Annotated in this window: 17 protein-coding genes and 1 pseudogene; 8 read left to right on the plus strand and 10 right to left on the minus strand. The window is 71.0% G+C overall.

All coding sequences use genetic code 11. The features are described 5' to 3' along the window. The first annotated feature begins 17 nt into the window (after positions 1-17). Complete coding sequence (locus N6H00_RS34975; RefSeq protein WP_268975860.1) at positions 18-701, plus strand: GntR family transcriptional regulator; 684 nt, start codon at positions 18-20, stop codon at positions 699-701. A gap of 372 nt (positions 702-1,073) precedes the next feature. Continuing rightward, the gene (locus N6H00_RS34980; protein WP_268975861.1) at positions 1,074-1,808 is read left to right on the plus strand and encodes a dienelactone hydrolase family protein; all 735 of its coding nucleotides are present in this window, start codon (positions 1,074-1,076) and stop codon (positions 1,806-1,808) included. Between the two features lie 130 nt (positions 1,809-1,938). Here N6H00_RS34980 and N6H00_RS34985 read toward each other — a convergent pair whose 3' ends face one another. From N6H00_RS34985 to N6H00_RS34995, 3 genes are read right to left on the minus strand one after another with little or no spacing between them, the layout of a single operon-like run. Next, positions 1,939-2,844, minus strand: coding sequence for an SCO6745 family protein (locus N6H00_RS34985; protein WP_268975862.1), 906 nt, complete (start codon positions 2,842-2,844; stop codon positions 1,939-1,941). 29 nt (positions 2,845-2,873) lie between these two features. After that, positions 2,874-3,791, minus strand: a complete 918-nt coding sequence (locus tag N6H00_RS34990; protein ID WP_268975863.1) for a fumarylacetoacetate hydrolase family protein — start codon at positions 3,789-3,791, stop codon at positions 2,874-2,876. A 58-nt stretch (positions 3,792-3,849) separates the two neighbouring features. Continuing rightward, positions 3,850-4,968 (minus strand): epoxide hydrolase family protein, encoded by a 1,119-nt coding sequence (locus tag N6H00_RS34995; RefSeq protein WP_268975864.1) that lies wholly within the window; start codon positions 4,966-4,968, stop codon positions 3,850-3,852. 85 nt (positions 4,969-5,053) lie between these two features. Here N6H00_RS34995 and N6H00_RS35000 point away from each other — a divergent pair, with 85 nt between their 5' ends. Further along, positions 5,054-5,977 carry a LysR family transcriptional regulator gene (locus N6H00_RS35000; RefSeq protein ID WP_268975865.1) on the plus strand — a complete coding sequence of 308 codons (924 nt, stop codon included), beginning with the start codon at positions 5,054-5,056 and terminating at the stop codon, positions 5,975-5,977. A 121-nt stretch (positions 5,978-6,098) separates the two neighbouring features. On the opposite strand, the pseudogene N6H00_RS35005 reads toward N6H00_RS35000, so the two are convergent. Next, a pseudogene (locus N6H00_RS35005) lies at positions 6,099-6,511 on the minus strand (molybdopterin cofactor-binding domain-containing protein); the annotation flags it as partial. A 91-nt stretch (positions 6,512-6,602) separates the two neighbouring features. Between N6H00_RS35005 and N6H00_RS35010 the strand changes: the two are divergent. Beyond that, complete coding sequence (locus tag N6H00_RS35010; RefSeq protein ID WP_329618588.1) at positions 6,603-6,908, plus strand: SDR family NAD(P)-dependent oxidoreductase; 306 nt, start codon at positions 6,603-6,605, stop codon at positions 6,906-6,908. Between the two features lie 85 nt (positions 6,909-6,993). Here the strand turns inward: N6H00_RS35010 and N6H00_RS35015 are convergent, their stop codons facing one another. Together N6H00_RS35015 and N6H00_RS35020 are read right to left on the minus strand one after the other, a co-directional pair. Further along, complete coding sequence (locus tag N6H00_RS35015) at positions 6,994-8,247, minus strand: SLC13 family permease (RefSeq protein ID WP_268975866.1); 1,254 nt, start codon at positions 8,245-8,247, stop codon at positions 6,994-6,996. A 110-nt stretch (positions 8,248-8,357) separates the two neighbouring features. After that, positions 8,358-9,479: a PrpF domain-containing protein gene (locus N6H00_RS35020; protein ID WP_268975867.1), complete on the minus strand. Its 1,122-nt coding sequence runs from the start codon at positions 9,477-9,479 to the stop codon at positions 8,358-8,360. A gap of 166 nt (positions 9,480-9,645) precedes the next feature. On the opposite strand from N6H00_RS35020, the gene N6H00_RS35025 reads away from it, so the two are divergent. Beyond that, positions 9,646-10,599 carry a LysR family transcriptional regulator gene (locus N6H00_RS35025; RefSeq protein ID WP_268975868.1) on the plus strand — a complete coding sequence of 318 codons (954 nt, stop codon included), beginning with the start codon at positions 9,646-9,648 and terminating at the stop codon, positions 10,597-10,599. Positions 10,600-10,658: 59 nt separating this feature from the next. On the opposite strand, the gene N6H00_RS35030 is transcribed toward N6H00_RS35025, so the two are convergent. Then, complete coding sequence (locus N6H00_RS35030) at positions 10,659-11,714, minus strand: lipoate--protein ligase family protein (protein WP_268977237.1); 1,056 nt, start codon at positions 11,712-11,714, stop codon at positions 10,659-10,661. Between the two features lie 279 nt (positions 11,715-11,993). On the opposite strand from N6H00_RS35030, the gene N6H00_RS35035 reads away from it, so the two are divergent. Further along, a complete protein-coding gene (locus tag N6H00_RS35035; RefSeq protein ID WP_268975869.1) occupies positions 11,994-14,408 on the plus strand; it encodes a glycoside hydrolase family 44 protein in 2,415 nt (804 codons plus the stop codon). A 10-nt stretch (positions 14,409-14,418) separates the two neighbouring features. On the opposite strand, the gene N6H00_RS35040 is transcribed toward N6H00_RS35035, so the two are convergent. After that, positions 14,419-14,886 carry a DUF2269 family protein gene (locus N6H00_RS35040; protein WP_268975870.1) on the minus strand — a complete coding sequence of 156 codons (468 nt, stop codon included), beginning with the start codon at positions 14,884-14,886 and terminating at the stop codon, positions 14,419-14,421. 229 nt (positions 14,887-15,115) lie between these two features. Continuing rightward, positions 15,116-15,679 (minus strand): TetR/AcrR family transcriptional regulator, encoded by a 564-nt coding sequence (locus tag N6H00_RS35045; protein WP_268975871.1) that lies wholly within the window; start codon positions 15,677-15,679, stop codon positions 15,116-15,118. Between the two features lie 107 nt (positions 15,680-15,786). On the opposite strand from N6H00_RS35045, the gene N6H00_RS35050 reads away from it, so the two are divergent. After that, positions 15,787-16,347: a GNAT family N-acetyltransferase gene (locus N6H00_RS35050; protein WP_268975872.1), complete on the plus strand. Its 561-nt coding sequence runs from the start codon at positions 15,787-15,789 to the stop codon at positions 16,345-16,347. Between the two features lie 142 nt (positions 16,348-16,489). Further along, positions 16,490-17,155 (plus strand): hypothetical protein, encoded by a 666-nt coding sequence (locus tag N6H00_RS35055; RefSeq protein ID WP_268975873.1) that lies wholly within the window; start codon positions 16,490-16,492, stop codon positions 17,153-17,155. On the opposite strand, the gene N6H00_RS40655 is transcribed toward N6H00_RS35055, so the two are convergent. Then, positions 17,133-17,576 carry a class I SAM-dependent methyltransferase gene (locus tag N6H00_RS40655; protein ID WP_443073137.1) on the minus strand — a complete coding sequence of 148 codons (444 nt, stop codon included), beginning with the start codon at positions 17,574-17,576 and terminating at the stop codon, positions 17,133-17,135. The two genes, N6H00_RS35055 and N6H00_RS40655, sit on opposite strands and share 23 nt — an antisense overlap. Positions 17,577-17,603 lie beyond the last annotated feature (27 nt).

A 17,603-nucleotide genomic window follows, 5' to 3' on the forward strand; every position in this document is an offset into this window, starting at 1 on the left:
AGGATGCACTGGGGGCGATGCCAGGTACGAACACCTTCCTCAGCAAGAGCGATCTCGCCTACGCCGAACTCCGCGGCCGGATCCTCACCGGTGCCCTCCCCGCCGGCTCACGGCTCGCGCAGTACGACCTCGCCGAGTCCCTCAATATGAGCATCACGCCCTTGCGCGAGGCGATCCGCCGCCTCAGCAGCGAGGGACTGGTCACCGTGGAGACCCACCGCGACGTGCGTGTCTCCCCCATGAGTTCGCATGAGGCCCGGCAGCTGTTCGAGGTGCGTCTGTCCCTGGACCCCACCGCCGCGGAACTCGCCGCCACCCGGCGCACCGCGGCTGACATCACCACCATGCGAGCCGCGGTCGACAGGCTGCTCCCCGTCACACGTCAGTGGGGCGAGGAGGCGCTCACCGCGCACCGCGCCTTCCACCAGGCGCTGTACCGGGCCTCGCACAACGATGTCCTCATCCGGCTCCTCGACGACCTGTGGGACAAATCCGACCGCTACCGCCGCCTCGGACTCGAACTCCCACCCGGCGACGAACCCCGCACCCGGGACCTGCGAGAGCATCGCCAACTCGTCGACCTCATCGAGGAGGGGCGGCCCGCCGAAGCCGCCCGGCTGATGCGCGACCACATCACCAACAGCCTCACCGCCACCGCCATCAGCGCCCTCGAGGACCGTGAAGGCGCCCGTACGGTGTGAGACGCGGGAGAGTCGGACGGGTATGGGAACTGCCGGAATGCCTGCGCAGCGGTAGCCGACGACCATGGCCCAACCGGGGACCGGGCCACACGACAAGACGGGTATCCCTGTCATGAGCAGCGCGTCGACCGGACGCAGGATGACGGGGGGGGGGGGGGGCTGGCAGCGGCTTCATCCGGTGGGCTATGGTGTGCGGCCATGACGACCGGGACGGCATTGCGCCACACACGGATTGGTGACCCGGTGCTCTTCTGAGCGCCGTACGGGCCGGTGCCGGCCCGCTGTTGGACCGAGGACCTGGTGCTGCTGCGCGGGCTCCACCTCCGTCGTGTTGATCACAGGCTCGACACATCAACCACGACAGGAGAGTTCATGCCCACCAAGATGTTGCAGATTCCCACCGCGGACGGCCAGGCCGACGCGTTCGCCGCCTTCCCCGACGGTGGCGGGCGGCACCCGGGGGTGCTGATGTACGCGGACGGCTTCGGTATCCGGCCCGTGCTGCGGGAGATGGCCCGCGAACTCGCCGAGCACGGGTACTCCGTGCTCGTCCCCAACCTCTTCTACCGGCACGGCCCGGCACCGGTGATCGAACTTCCCGAGTACATCGGAGAAGAAGTCCGGCCCGCGGTCTTCGCCCAGCTGATGCCCTTGATCGAGGCGCATACCGCCGAACGTGTCCTGAGCGACGCCGACGCCTACCTCAGGTTCCTCACCACCCAGCCCGAGGTCGGCGCCGGACCGGTCGCGGTGACCGGCTACTGCATAGGCGGCCTCCTGGCCATGCGCACCGCCGCGGCCCACCCCGGCCAGGTGGCCTCCGTCGCCGCATTCCACGGACCCGTGGGTGTCGATGGACCTGACCTCTTCTCCAAGCTCACCGCCGAGATCCACCTGGGCCACGCCGAAGGCGACATGACACCTGAAGCCCTCGGCGAGCTCAACCAGGCCCTGGACGCCGCAGGTGTCAGCTACACCTCGGAGATCTACCCCGGCACCGTCCACGGCTTCACCATGTCCGACACCGACGCCTTCGACCCCGCCGCACTCCAGCGCCACTGGGACCGCCTGCTGCCCCTTCTCCGCCGCACCCTGGCCAACGGCTGAGGCGCCGGCCCGGAAACCGGCGCACGGTCCCCGGTGCCCTGTGGGTTCTCCAGGCCCACCCCGGCATCGACAAACCCCATGTCACCGCCGGGATGGACGACCGGCGGGATGTCCCGCCGCCGCGCGCGGACTACCTGGCCGCCTCCGGATCCGCCGACCGCGTGTCTCCCGTCTCCACGCGGAAGGGGTATGTCCCGGCCGCGGTGAACGCGTCGTGGATCGGCATGAGGAGCGAGGTGAGACGACGGACGTTCGCGTCGCCGATCGGCGTCCACAGCGCGGCGCAGTGCGCGTCGGTCTCGGCCTCGATCTGCTCGCGCGCCGCGATGCCGGCATCGGTCGCGGTGCCGTCGGCGTTGAGCCAGCCGCGTGCGACGAGGCGTGACGTCGCCGCGGCCACCTCCTCGTCGCTCCACAGCCGGGTGGCACGTGCGATCGCTTCCGGGAAGTGGCCGGTCGCGGTTTGCAGAACGTTGCTGTCGCACGGCCCGATGTCGTTGGCGGCGAGCACGGTGACATGCGCGTCGCCGCGCCACTCGCGCACCACCGTGATCTGCTGCCATAGCGCGACAAGCGGATCGGAGGGGAGGGGGACCGAGACGTTGGCGGCGGCCATCGTCTTTCCGGCGTAGTCGGCGCTCGCGACGACCGGGTCGATCAGCGATCGTGCCTCCGCGATCTGATCGGCCGTGAGGTCTACGTCGACGCGCCGCAACGCACGGTCGGCGGCCGCGAAGCGAGCGGCCTGCCACTGCTGCGGCGTTGCGGTATCCCACACGCCTGCCATGGCCTGCACCGACCGCGGGCTGAAGCTGTAGAAGGCCGCGAGGGTGACCTGCCAGGGAACTGCGCCCATCGGGGCCGACCGGAACGCGAAGTACGCCGGACCGTACTCGGTCACGCCGAGCTTGCCGGCCTCTTCCGGTGCCTCGGGGATGAAGTAGATGAACAGGTGGGTCGCGTTGATGGTGAGGCTGACCTCGCGAACGGCGTTCAGGTCCATATTGGCACGACCAAAGGTGCTGGTGAGATGCATTGCAGGGGGTCTCCTGGCAGGTCGAAGGATCAACGTCGGGTGAGGGGTGGCGCAAGGGTGAGCGGCTCCGGCGCGGTGATCCGTGCGGAGATCGCGCCGAGTTCTTGCACGTCGATCCGGACCGTGTCTCCCGGTGCCAGGTAGGGGCGGTGGTCGGACAACTCCTGGATGCAGCCGGTGCCCACGGGGCCGCTGGCGAGGATGTCACCGGCTCGCAGCGTGGTGCCGCGCGACGCGTGCGCCAGCATCTCGCCGAACGACCAGTGGATCTCGTCCCAGCTGCCGCCGCCGTAGTGCTCGTCGTTGACGTACCCGTCCATCCGCAGCGCATAGCCCTTGCCCGAGCGGTAGGGCTCCAGCTCGTCGGGGGTGACGAGGAACGGGCCGAGGCTGGTCGATGCGTCCTTGCTCTTGGACGGGCCGTACACGAACCCCATCTCGCTTGCGGAGATATCGCGTGCGCTCCAGTCGCAGTAGACCAGGTAGCCCGCGATGTGCTTCTCCGCCGTGGCGGCGTCGAGGTTCGAACAGTCCCCGGCGACCACCGCGGCGACCTCGACCTCGTAGTCCCAGTCCTGCGCGCCCGGGGCGATGGGGATCGCGTCGTGCGGTCCCTTGATCGCCGCCGGGTTGGAGAAGAAGAAGAGCGGATACTCGTACCAGACCGGGCTGACCGTACCGTCGCCGACGGCTGCCTTACCCGCGTTGCTGATGTGACGCTCGAACGCGGCGAAGTCCCGGACCGCCGGGGGTACCGGTATCGGCGCCAGCAGGTGGGCCGTGGCCAGCTCGACGATCTCGGTCGGTTCCCTGGTGGCGGCGGCCTCCAGCCCGCCTTCGGCGCGCAGCAGCTCCAGCAGGTCCGTACCCAGGGCGTGGATGGTGCTGCCGTGTACCATGCCGCAGCGTGTGGAGCCGTCCGCGGAGCGGTAGCTGATCCATCTCATCGGGCAAGCACCTCCCGGGTGTCGTCGTGGAGCCGCCGTGCGCTGATCACGACCGTCTTCATGCGTCCACCGTCCGCGCGAACGCAACGATCTCCTCGACGAAAAGCTCCGGCACCTCCAGAGCGGCGAAGTGGCCGCCCGCGGGGATGTCGTCGTTGAAGTAGCGCAGGTCATGGTAGGCGCGCTCGGCCCAGATGCGCGGGGTGCGCGTCAGTTCGTCCGGGAAGACGCTGACACCGACGGGAAGGTCCAGCTCGGTCGGAACAAGCGGCTGCCGGGCGTACTCCCAGTACAAGCGGGCGGAGGAAACACCGGTACCGGTGAACCAGTAAAGGGAGATGTGGTCGAGGATCTCGTCGCGGGTGAGGGCGTCGGGCCGGGTCCAGTCGAGGAACTTCTCGTAGATCCACGCGGCCTGCCCGGCCGGGGAGTCGGTCAGGGCGTAGCCGATGGTCTGCGGCCGGGTGCGCTGTATGACGTGGTATCCGGAATGGACGGCGAAGAAGCGGCTGCCCTGTTCGAGCGCGGCCTTCTCGTCAGGGGTCGGATCGTCGCCGACCGGTGGTGCGGCGAGGAACTCGGGGAAGTTGACGTGGATCGCGCGCAGACCTGCCGGGCGCTGCGCCCCCATGCGGGTCGCGACGACACCGCCCCAGTCGCCGCCCTGGGCCAGGTAGGAGTCGTAGCCGAGGCGCTGCATGAGTAGGCCGTACGCGCGGGCGATCCGGTCCGGGTCCCAGCCGGTGGAGGTGGGCTGGTCGGAAAAGCCGTAGCCGGGCATCGAGGGGATGACGAGGTGGAAGCCGCGCTCGGTGAGCGGGCCGATGGTCTTGAGGAACTCCAGGAACGAGCCCGGCCACCCGTGCAGCAGCAACAGGGGAGTGGCGGCGGGGCGGGGCGAGCGCACGTGCAGGAAGTGGATGCCGAGACCGTCGAGGGTGGTACGGAACTGGCCCAGCTCGTTGAGCTGCCGCTCGAGTTTGCGCCAGTCGTAGCCGGAGGCCCAGTAGTCCAGCAGCTCCGTCAGCCGCTCCCGCTGCACTCCCTGGCTGCTGTCCGGCGTTGTCTCCCGGCCGGCCAGGCGTACCCGGCGGAGTCGGTCCTTCAGATCCTCCAGGGCACTGTCCGGAATGTCGATGCGAAACGGTGTCACGCTGTTCGATGTCACGATCACCACGGTGCGGCCGCGATGCGTCCCCGGTCCAATGATTGTTCCGTAAAACGTCATACGAAGCATGCATAACGCCAGCTAGGATGGGTTGGTGTCCGATCCCTACCCCGCGCCCGTGGACCTCGACCTGCGGCTGGTGCAGTGCTTCACGGTGGTCGCCGAGCACCAGCATTTCGGCCGCGCCGCCGAGGCGCTGCACACCACCCAGCCGTCACTGAGCCGGCAGATCCGCCGTCTCGAACAGCAAGTGGGCGCCCGCCTGCTCGACCGCACCACGCACGGCACCCGGCTCAGCGAGGCCGGCGAGATCTTCCTGCCCCAGGCCAAGGAGCTGCTGCGCGCCGCGGTCGAGGCGATGGCCCGCACCCGCGCCGCGGCCCGGCCCAGCAGCGTCACCATCGGCTACACCAAGGGGCTGATCATCACTCCGGCCGTGCGCGCCCTGCGCGACCGCCATCCCGATGCCGAGGTCCACACCCGTCTGCTCGCCTGGAACGACTCACGCGGCGCGTTGCTGGAGCACCGCGCCGACGCGGTGGTGACGCGGCTGCCGTTCCCCACCGACCAGCTACGCGTCACCGTCCTCTACGACGAGCCGCGCGTGCTGGTCGTGCCGCGGGACCATCGTCTGGCCGGCAAGGAGTGGGTCACCCTCGACGACATCGCCGACGAGCCGATCCCCCACGTACGCCAGTCCGACCCGTTGCTGAACGCCTACTGGCGGCTCGACCCCCGGCCCGACGGTCGGCCCGCGCCCGACGGCCCCCTGGTCGAAGCCCTCGAGGACAAACACGAACTCATCGCCGCCGGGCGGGCGGTGGCCATCGGGCCGCCCCTCGACTACGCGACCGGCCTGCATCCCAGCCTCACCACCGTCCCGTTGCACGGGGTCGAACCCAGCCAGGTCGTGCTCGCCACCCGCACCGGCGACCGCAGCCGCCTGGTCACCGCTTTCCGCAAGCATGCCGAAGCTCTGCTCACCGGAACCCACCGGGCTGGACCGATAAACACCTGATCCGCGGCGGTCCGGCGGGTCAGTTCTGGATCAGCAGGTCCGGCAGCGGGACGGGGCCCGCTGCCGGAGATGTCGGTGGCACCGCGCTGGATGAGCCGTCACCGACCGCGGTGTGCGGGTGTCAGAGCAATGCCTCCGCGGTGATCGGCAGTTCGCGGACGCGGCGGCCGGTGGCGTTGAAGACCGCGTTGGCGATGGCGGGCGCCACACCGCTGATCACCAGTTCGGCGAGGCCCTTGAGCCCGAGCGGATCGGCGTCGTAGTCCTCACTGTCGAGGTAGACGGCTGTGAGGTCGGGGACGTCGGCGTTGACCGGGACGAGGTAGTCGGCCAGGTTGGCGTTGACGATCCGGCCGTCGCGGTGGTCGGTGACGGTGTGCTCCGGCAGGGCCGCACCGATGCCGCCCACCATGCCGCCGATCGCCTGGCTCTCCGTCGGCTTGGGACTGATGATCCGCCCCGCGTCGTACACGGAGAGCATCCTCCACACACCAGGCCCAGCGTCGCGTCCACCGCCACCTCGGCGAAGGTCGCGCCGGTTCGCGCCGCAGCCTTCGGAGCCGCCCATGCCCTCCTCGTATCCGCAGCCTCCCGGGACAGTGCCTGGTTCGACGGACGGGTCGCCGTGGTCACGGGAGCGACCGGCGGGATCGGTGCCGCGATCGCTCGGCGGCTCGCGGACGAGGGAGCCCGCGTCCTCGTCGCCGACATCGACACCGCCGAAGGGGAACGCACGGCCCGTGCCATCCGGGACACCGGCAAAGGGGCCCTCTTCCACCCGACCGACGTGAGTGACGAGGAGTCCTGGGCCTCGGCCCTGGAAACCGCGCACCGCGCCCGTCCCGAAGCCCCCACCGGCGGCATGCTCCGCGAGCGGCGCGTCGCCGACCTGTGGGCTTTCCATGGTGGTGCCGGTCACATGGTGCGGTGACCCGCGCGGTAACCCGGGTGAACCACGAGCGGGCACCGGGCGCCGCGGGGGCGCCCGGTGCCCGCAGGGGCTCCGACCGTGCCGGTCAGGAGAAGGGGAGAACGAGGGCTCCCCAGGCGACGACCGGACCGATCGCGACGATGCCGCCGGTGTAGCCGATGACCTGCCGGTAGAAGCGGCGGGTGTCGACTCCGCGGGCGTTGCCGAGGACGAGGGCGCCGTTGGTGGAGAACGGGGAGGTGTCGACGATCGTGGTGGACACCGCCAGGGCGGCGACCAGTCCGGCGGCGCTGAGGTGGCTGGAGAGCAACAGCGGCGCCGCGAGGGGGATGATCGCGGTGAGGATCGCCGTGGAGGAGGCGAAGGCCGAGGTGATGGCCACGGTGAAGCACAACACCAGGGCGACGATGAGCGGGGCGCCCAAGTCCGCGGCGTGTTCGGAGACGGACTCGATGATGCCGGCCTTCTCCAGCATCGCGATGTAGGTCATCATGCCCGCCACCAGCAGCAGCGTGGACCAGCTGATGCCGTCCACGGCCTTCTCCTGCCGCTTCATGTCCACCAGCGCCAGCACCGCGCCGGCCACCAGGGCCAGGAAGCCGATCTCCAGGTGGAAGCCGAGCGCACCGATCACCAGCGCGAGCAGGCAGAACAGGGTGAGCCACTGCCGCCAGTCGAGCCTGCCGGACGCGACGGGTGCCTCCCCGTCGGTCTCCTCCTGCGCGTTCTCGGCAAAGGGGGCGGGGCGCTTGGCGAGGAAAACGTACGTGAGGGCGGACAGCAGCAGATTGATCGCGAAGCTGGCGGCGAAGAGGGTCGCGGGCGCGACGTGCAGTTTGGTGTCGTCGACGAGACCGAGGACCAGGGCACCGGAGACGGCGAGCGGGGAGAACGCGCCCGCGTGCCCGCCGCTGATCACCATCATTCCGGCCACCAGGGGATTGATCTTGTACCGGTAGGCGAAGTTCATCGCGATCGGCACCAGGAGGGCGACGGCCGCCGGGGTGAAGGTGCCGAACGCCGTGAGCGTCGCGGCGACCAGGAAGAGGACCCAGGGGATCAGCGCCACCTTGCCGCGCACCAGCCGTACGCCGGCGGCGACGAGCCAGTCGATGGTGCCGTTGCGGCGGGCGACGGAGAACAGGTAGGTGACGCCGACGATGGTCACGAAGAGGTCCACCGGGAAACCCTCGAAGATCTCGTCCTCGGTGAGGCCGAGCGAGGCGGTGCCGACGGCGAAGGTGGCGACGAAGGCCAGGATGCCCAGGTTGATCGGCAGGATGGTGCCGACCACGAACATCACCAGCAGCGCGCCTATGGAGATCACTTCAGCAGACATCATTGTCCTTGGTGCGGTGGGGACGGGGGTGCGCGCTCCCGAAGGCGCGAGGTTAACCCGGGGACGGGGGTCATCGACAGGTTCTGGGGAGGGGTGACGGTCGTCTCGGCTCAGGCCGCCCGCGGCCGGCCGGTCCGGGGTACGTAGATCCGGGCGTCGGCGAGCAGACGTGCGGCCCGCTGCACGGTGACCCGGCCCGGCAGGCCGTCCCGCAGGTCCGAGCAGCGGACCGCGACCACGCCCGCGGGGGTGCCCAGGCGCAGCCAGTCGCCGGTCGGTCCGCCCGCGGCCCGGAAGACCACGGAGTCCTCCAGCAGGCCCGCGGCCGCGACGGCGACGGCGGAGGTCAGGCCGATGGCCGGGTGCGGGGCGTTCATGGTGAGCATGCGCACCGACACGTCGTAGTCCTCGGCGGCGACGGCCTCACCGAGCGTCGTCGTATAGGGGACCGGCTCGCCGACCAGGCCGACCTTGGGCACCGCGTCGCCCGGCGCCTGCCCTGGTTCGAGCAGTCCCATCAGCGGCGCGGCGGTGTGCCGGACGGTGCGCAGCCAGGGGGTGTGCGTACGCATCTGCTCCAGCGTCTCGGAACCGGTGCGGGCGGCACTGCGGGCGTCCACCAGGACGACCGGGGCACCGGCGTCCACCATGCTCACCAGCACCGGGTCCGCGGTGCCGACCTTCAGATCCTGTGCGGCCTGCCCGGTGGGCAGAAGGTGGCCGGTGGTGCGGCCGGCCGGATCGAGGAAGGTGAGGCCGACCGCGACCCCGCCGGCCCGGGTGCCCGGCACCGTCTGCTCGCCGAAGTCGTGCACGAGGCCACCGGTGGTGTCCACGAGCCCTTCGAGCACCGCGCCGGTGTTGATGTTGCGCATCGTCACCCGGGTGCGGTCGCCGGTGATCGGCACCAGGCCCTTCGCGACCGCGTACAGGGCGACGCCGGTGGCGCAGTTGCCGCAGTTGCTCGTCCACTCGACCGTCCCGGTCCCGATGCCGACCTGGGCGAACAGGTAGTCGATATCCGTACCGGGCTCGGGGGAAGCGCTCACGACCGCCGCTTTGGAGGTGGTGGGGGTGGCTCCGCCGACACCGTCGAGTTCCACCGGATCGGTGGAGCCGTAGGCGGCTACCAGCAGCTTTTCCAGCTCGCCACGCTCGGCGGGGACATGGACCTGGTGAAACAGCCAGCACTTGCTGGTGCCGCCGCGGACCAGCGTCGCGGGAGTGTGCACGTCGGGGGCTCTTTCTCGATCAATCAAGGGAAGGACCGGGAACGGTTACGGGCGCATTGCCGACTCATGAACCGTTCCGGCGAACGCGAAGACCTTCGCAGAGGCGTGCGTTCGGCACAATGGCAGATCGCTTCACCATGGTTTAGCTCAGCTAAACTCGGTCGCCATGTTGAACGTGCGCCGTATGCTCCTGCTCACCGAGGCCGCCGAGCGCGGCTCGCTCACCGCCGCGGCGGAGGCGATGGGCATGACCACCTCGGCCGCCTCACAGCAGATGTCGCTGCTGGAACGGGAGGCCGGGCAGCCCCTGATCGAGCGGCTGCCCCGTGGCGTCCGCCCCACCCCGGCCGGTGCCGCGCTGGCGGAGCGCGGTCAGACGATCCGCCGCGAACTGCGCGCCGCCCAGGCGGATCTGGAGTCGTTCGCCGACCTCGACCAGGGCACACTGCGGCTCGGTTCGTTCCCCACCGCGAGCGCCTCACTCCTGCCGCTGGCGCTCACCCGCTTCCGCCGCCGCCACTCCGGAGTCCGCATCGAAGTGCGCGCCGGGGTCCGCGCCGAACTGTGCGAGATGCTGCACACCGGTGAGGTGGAGCAGGCCCTGCTGTGGGACTACAGCTGGAGCCGCCTCGACGACCCCGCCCTGACTCTCACCCACCTGCTCGACGACCCCACGGTGCTGGTGGTCCCCGCGGACTCGCCCCTGCGCGCGCATGCTTCCGTGCGGCTGAGCGACCTCGCCGACCAGGAATGGATCATCCGCGCCGACAACCACCCCGTGGCCGACGTGCTGCGCCGCAGCTGCCGCCAGGCCGGCTACGAACCGCGCATCGCCTACGCCTCGCACGACTACCAGGAGGCGCAGGCCATGGTGGCCGCCGGGCTCGGCATCGCGCTCGCGCCCCGTCTCGCCCTCACCAGCCGCCGCAGCGACGTACGCCTCCTTCCCTTCGCCTCCGACGTGCCCGCCCCCACCCGCCGCGTCCTGCTCGCCCGCGCCCAGACCCGCCCCGCCACCCCGCCCGCGGAAGCGATGGCCCGGGTCCTGGACACGGTGGCGCACCGGTTCGCGGCTTCCGGCCTGCACCGGACTCAGCTGGGAGCTGTCCGACGGGGCTGACCGGATCGCGTACACCGTCACCCTCTTCACGGGGTCGCGTGCCGCGCCGGGTGTGGTTTCTATGGGACCCGGGCTGTCCACTCCTCGTTGCTGTACTTGGTGAGGGCCAGTTCCTCGGCGCGTGCCATCTCCTCGTGGGTGATGTGCCCCTGGGCGAGGCCGTAGCGGGTGCGGAAGGAGGTGAGCATGCGGTCGATGATCTCGGCTCGGGGCAGGCCGGTCTGGCGGCGGAGCGGGTCGACGCGTTTTCCGGCGCTCCTGGTGCCCTTGTCGGACATCTTCTCCTTGCCGATGCGCAGGACGTCGAGCATCTTGTCGGCGTCGATGTCGTAGGCCATCGTCACGTGGTGCAGGACGGCGCCGTTCCCGGCGGCGAGGCGTTTCTGTGCGGCGCCGCCGATCTTGCCTGCCTCGGAAGCGATGTCGTTGAGGGGCTGGTACCAGGCTTTGATGCCCATGTCGCCGAGCGCGTTCAGCACCCAGTCGTCGAGGTAGGCGTAGGAGTCGGCGAACGACAGCCCGGAGACGAGGGAGGCCGGTACCGACAGGGAGTAGGTGATGGTGTTCTCGGCCTCGACGAACATGGCTCCGCCACCGGAAATGCGCCGCACCACGGTGACGCCGTGACGAGCCGCGCCCGCGGGGTCCACTTCGTTGCGGAGGGATTGGAAGCTGCCGATGATGACGGCCGGGGCTCCCCATTCCCAGACGCGGAGGGTGGGGGCGCGGCGTCCGGCCGCGACCTCCTCGGTGAGGACCTGGTCGAGGGCCATGTGCAGGGCGGGGGACTGTGGCGGTTCGTGGATGAGCTGCCAGTCGTAGTCGGTCCAGTCCGTGGCTCGGGCCAGGGCTCGGCGCACGGACACCGCGACTCCCTCGGCCGTGATGCCGTACATCGTGGTGCCCGGCGGGAGTGCCGCCTCGATGCGTGCGGTGAGCCCCGCCGCGTCGGTGTCGGCAGGGGCGCCTTCCAGAGCGTGATCGATGGCGGCGAGGGCCTCGTCGGGTTCCAGGAAGAAGTCGCCGGCGACCCGCACGTTGCGCAGGACGCCGTCCTGGTGGTCCAGATCCACGACCACGAGCTTCCCGCCAGGGATCTTGTACTCGCCGTGCATGCCCTGCCCGCCTCCTGCCTCCGGTCCGGCGCCCTCGATCATTATCCCGCGCCAGGTCGCGCGCTCCGGCCGGGTCCGGTTTCGGTCCGGAAGGTTGACACCACCGCGGGCTTCACTGACCATGTGAACGCTCTTTGGGAGCGCTCCCATGCACGTCCGCCCATCGTGAGGCCGTACGGCACCGCCCGCCCCTGTGCCCCGCCCGTGCACACGTGTGCTCCTGTGCCTGCCGCGTGGCCGGGCCGTGCCGCATGGCCGTCTGGAAGGAGGACCATGCGCATGACTCCGAGGGCCGCGCTGGCGGCCGTGGTGCTGCTGGTGGCGGGCGGGGGGCTGGCCGACCCCGTCCGGGCCAGTGCCTTACCGGACCGGGGCGCGGCCCGCGCCGCCGCGGACGGTCCCGCGCTCACCGTCGACGCCACCACCGGGCGCCACCCGATCGATCCGCACATCTACGGGATCAACTTCGCCGACGAGTCGCTGGCCGAGGAGCTGCGGCTGCCGGTCCGGCGGTGGGGCGGAAACGCCACGACCCGCTACAACTACCAGCTCGACGCCTACAACGCGGGCGCGGACTGGTACTTCGAGAACCTCTTTTACGACAACGGCACCGACGGGCTGCCAGACGGCTCCGAGGCCGACAAGTTCATCGACCAGAACCGCCGCACCGGCACCGACACCGTGCTGACCGTGCCGATGAGCGGCTGGACGACGGCGGCCCGCAACACCGCCTGCGGCTTCAGCATCGCCCGTTACGGACCCCAGCAGGGCAGCGACGCCCAGTGGCGCCCGGACTGCGGCAACGGGGTGAAGAGCGACGGCACCAACGTCACCGGCAACGATCCGGCCGACACCAGCGTGGCCGCGGGACCGGAGTTCACGGGGGACTGGGTGCGGTATCTCAACCGCGCCTACGGGAGCGCGGACGACGGCGGGGTGCGCTTCTACGACCTCGACAACGAGCCCGACCTGTGGCACAGCACCCACCGGGACGTCCACCCGGACGGCGCGGGCTACGACGAGCTGCGGGACCGCGCCTACGCCACCGCCGACGCGATCAAGGACGCCGATCCGGGGGCGAAGACCCTCGGCCCGGTCGGCTGGGGCTTCAACTCCCTGATCTACTCCGGCCTCGACCAGAAGACCTGCAACGAGAAGGGCGGCGACTGCTGGTCCAACCCGCCGGACCGGGCGGCCCACGGCGGACTGCAGTTCGCCCCCTGGTACCTCCAGCAGATGAAGGCGTACGAGCAGAGCCACGGCCGCCGCGTCCTGGACTACTTCGACGAGCACATCTACCCGCAGCAGTCCGGCGTGTTCGGCGACGCCGTCGACGCGGACACCCAGGCCCTGCGGCTGCGCTCCACACGGCAGCTGTGGGACCCCACGTACGTGGACGAGAGCTGGATCAACCAGCCGGTGCAGTTCATCCCCCGGATGCGGTCCCTGGTCGACGAGAACTACCCGGGCACCAAGCTCGCCATCACCGAGTACAACTGGGGCGCGCTGAACCACATCAACGGGGCCCTCGCCCAGGCCGATGTGCTCGGCATCTTCGGGCGGGAGGGGCTGGACCTGGCCACCTTGTGGGACCCGCCCGCCGCCACCGAGCCCGGTGCCTACGCCTTCCGGATGTTCCGCAACTACGACGGCGAGGGCGGCTCGTTCGGCGAGACCGCGGTCCACGCGGCCAGCGCCGACCAGGAGAAGCTCGCCGTCTACGCGGCCGAACGCGCCAGTGACCACGCGCTGACCGTGGTGGTCGTCAACAAGACCACCGGCGACCTGACCGCCCCGGTGTCCCTGACCGGCGGCACCGGAACGGCCGGGGCGGCGCAGGCCTACCGCTACGGCCAGGACGACACCACCGCGATACAGCACCTGGCCGACCAGCCGCTGACCGACGGCGGCTTCACCACGACCTTCCCCGCGTACTCCATCACCACCTATGTGCTGCCCGCCGGGTCCGCCGAGGCGGACCCGCCCACCGCCCCCGGCAACCCCGCCGCCACCGCGGTCGGTTCGGACCGGGCCACCCTGACCTGGACCGCGTCCACCGCCGGGTCCTCCCCGGTGGCGAGCTACCAGGTGTACTCCGGCGACCCCGCCGGCACCGCTGCGGTGGCCACCGTCGACGCCCCCGCCACGAGCGCCACCGTCACCGGGCTGTCCCCGGCCACCGCCTACACCTTCCGGGTGGTGGCCAAGGACACCGCGGGCCGCTCTTCCCCACCGTCCGCCCCGGTGCGGGTGACCACCGCCGCGGCCCAGCCGGCCGGCTGCACGGTCGACTACCGGGTGGGCAACGACTGGGGCACCGGTTTCACCGCCACCGTCACGCTCACCAACCGGGGCCCCGCGCTGAACGGCTGGCGGCTCGGCTTCTCCTTCACCGGCGACCAGAAGGTCACCCACGGCTGGAACGGCACCTGGAGCCAGAGTGGCGCCGCCGTCACCGCCAAGGACGCCGGCTGGAACGCCGCCCTGGCCACCGGCACGTCCACGACCATCGGATTCAACGGCTCCTACACCGGGACGAACGCCGCGCCACGGGACTTCACCCTGAACGGCGAGCCCTGCGCCGTCCCCGGCACCGCGGCCGCCGCACGGATCGCGGCCCCGGTCGGACACGCGCCCGGGGACGGGGCCGTACACGGATCCGCCGGGGCCGTACACGGATCCGTACGCCGGTGACGGGGCCGGGTCACGCTCCGGTGGTCGAACCCGGGCGGACGATCATGAGGATGGTCACGACCGCCCACAGCAGGTTGAACACGCCCGTGAACATGGCCAGTTGGGCGGTTTCGGTCCGCTCCAGGGCCTTGTGGGCACCGAGGGTGTCGATGAGTTCGTCCTGACGCGGCAGCACGAAGGCGGCCAGGATGCCGGCGGCCGCGGCCGTCAGCGCGATGGAGGCGGTGAGCCAGCCGCTGCTGAGGACGCCCATCGCGGCGGCCGTGGCGAAGCCGAGAAGGGGCACGGCCAGGCCCAGCTTGGCGTAGACGCGGCAGATGCGGTGCAGGAGCCGGACCGTACCCAGGTCCGCCGCGCCCTCGGCGGCGGCCGCGTGGGCGCGGCGGGCCGCGGCCGGGAACATGCTCGCGGCGACCGTGACGGGGCCGATCGCGACGATGGCGGCCAGGACGTGCAGGGAGAGCAGGATCTTGGTCATCGGGTGGCGTCCGGCTCCGTTCCGAAGGTGGCGAGCACCAGCGTCTCCTTCCAGGCGTGGGGCGGGTGGCGCGCGCCCCACGCTAGGGAGCCGGAGGAGGATCACCCAGGGGCGTGAGTGACAGACATCAACGGATTCCCGCCATGCCGGGCTGAGACCACGGCGGGCCGGGACCATGCCGGGCCGGGACCGCGGCGAGCGGGTCGGCGGCGGGTCGGCCGGCGGCGGGTCAGCGGATATGGGCGGTGAGCAGGCCGAGGGCTCCGTCGACCGCCCGGCCGAAGACCTCGGCCGAGTCGGCGGCGCGGGCCAGCACATAGCCGCCCTGCAACACCGCGACCAGCGCGGTGGCCGTGCCCACCGGGTCGAGCCCGGGGGCGAGCTCACCGTTTCCGCGCCCCTCCGCCAGCAGCCCGGTCAGCCGGTCGGTGAGCCAGGTGAAGGTTTCCTCGACCGGCCGGCGCAGATCCGGGTCCGCCATCACATCGGGGTCCTGGGTGAGACGGCCGACCGGGCAGCCCTTCAGGACGTCCCGTTCCCGCCGCAGATAGGCCGTGATCCGCTCGACCACCGTGCCGGGTCCGCTGAACTGGGCCTCCGCCCTGCTCCGCAGCTCCTCGGCGCTGCGGCTGATCGCGGCGAGCGCCAGATCGGGTTTCCCGTGGAAGTGGTGGTACATGCTGCCCTGGCCCGCTCCGGACCGCTCCTGGATCGCCTTCGGGCTCGTGCCCACGTAGCCGCGCTCCCACAGCAGCTCACGGGTGCTTGCGATGAGTCGTTCCCGGGTGTCCATGGACAGGATCATACATACTAGTAGGTACAAAAGAAACGCGCGGGCGAACCTCTCGATGGCAGGATCCCTCCCGTAGTGCGCGTTGGTTCGGACCGTGGAGGGTGACGATGTACGCGATGTCCCTGGGTGAGGACGGCGCGGAGCTGCGCCCGCTGGAGCCGTGGCAGGCCGAGGAGTTCCTGGTCCACATGGACCGGGGACGGGAGTTCATCGGGCGGTACATCGGGCTGGCGGACGCCGTCGCGGACCTGGAGTCGGCCCGTGCGTTCCTCCAGGGGTACGCGGAGAAGGCGGCGGCCGACACCGGGCGGATCCACGGCATCTGGACGGACGGCACACTGGTCGGCGGAGTCCTCTTCCGGACGATGGACATCAAGCAGGGCACCGCGGAGGCGGGTTGCTGGCTGGAGCCGTCGGCGGTGGGCAGGGGGCTGGTGACCCGGGCCGCGCGCCTGATCATCGACTGGGCCGTCGAGGAGCGGGGCATCCACCGCGTCGAGTGGTGGGCCGCCTCCGCCAACGAGGCCAGCGTCGCCGTGGCCCGGCGGCTGGGGATGACCAGGGAGGGTGTGCTGCGGCAGAGCTACTCCCACCGGGGCGAACGGCACGACATGGAGATCTGGTCGGTGCTCGCGCCGGAGTGGCGGGCGGGCCGGACGTTCTCCTGAGTCCCGTGTGGCCAACTCGGCCTGATCCGCCGGGCGTTGCCACCGCCATGAGGCGGCGCCGAAGGCGATGCCGAACGTCCGGATGCGGTGCCGAACGGAAAACGACTGGGCACCGCACCGGACCCGGTGTTACAACCGCGCGGTGGGAACCTGGACCGACGCCTTCATCGCCCCCGCCGAACCGACCCTGCTCCCGGCGGAGTCGTTCGGCCGCCTCGTGGTGGACCTGGCCCGCGAGCGTCTGGTCCGTACCCCGTGGTCGCTCCTGGCCGGCAGGCTCTGCGTCAACGCGAGCCTCAACTGGACCAGCGTCAGCGGGAAGGCGCGCTACGGCCGGCCCGCCGTGGGCACGTCGCTCAGCACCGAGAGACATCCGCTGTGGCAGGACGACGACCTGTGGCGGGACGACGACCCGCCGCCCTGGGGCGATTCCCACGAGGAGGCGCGACTGCTCGCCACGGGCGAGCGGATACTCGACGTCCTCCCGGCCCTCCGGGCGGCTCCGTACGCACAGGAGGACATCGCGGTCGTGTTCCCCTGTCTGGACTTCCGCCACCGGGGCATCGCCGACTTCCTGATCGGCGAGGACCACCGCACCATGCTGGTGTGCTTCGCGCTGGCCCGGCCGCAGATCCGCCCGCTCGCCGCGGACGACACGGCGGAACCCGGCGGGGAGGTGCATCCGGTGCGCACCTGCGTGGTCCACACCTACAAACTCGCCCGGCGGTACGGCCCCGCCTCCGCGATCACCGCCGTCGCCGCCCGCCACCTGGGCCCCGACCTGGTCACCGGCAGGACCTGGGGCTGACCGCGAGGGCCGGCGGGGGTCGGTGGGGGCAGCGGGGCGTCAACGGAGGCGGCGGGCCACGGTGATGATGTCCGGGCTGGTGTCCGTCAGCGGCCCGCGGTCCCACCACCAGATCGAACTCACGGTGCCACCGCCGCGCCGACACCGCGTCGCCGAGCGCCGACTCCACATCCGGGCGCGCCCGCGCCACCTCCAGCATCCCCGCCCCGGGATCCAGCCCGCACAGCCGTCCCGTGTGCCCGTCCTCCCGGGCCCTGCGCAATAGCGCGCCCGTTCCGCACCCCACGTCCAGCACGGAACGGGCGTGCCCGCGCACAAGATCCGGCACTCGCCCCGGCCGTGAGCGGGTGGGCCGGGAAAGTTCTTGCCATCGATCGAGCCATCCGGTGAACCTCGAAGGGCCTGGTCGCGTCTTGATCACCGACGGGATGCGCAGCAGCGGTGCCGC

It is taken from the genome of Streptomyces sp. S465, assembly GCF_026898115.1.
GTDB lineage: Bacteria > Actinomycetota > Actinomycetes > Streptomycetales > Streptomycetaceae > Streptomyces > Streptomyces luomodiensis.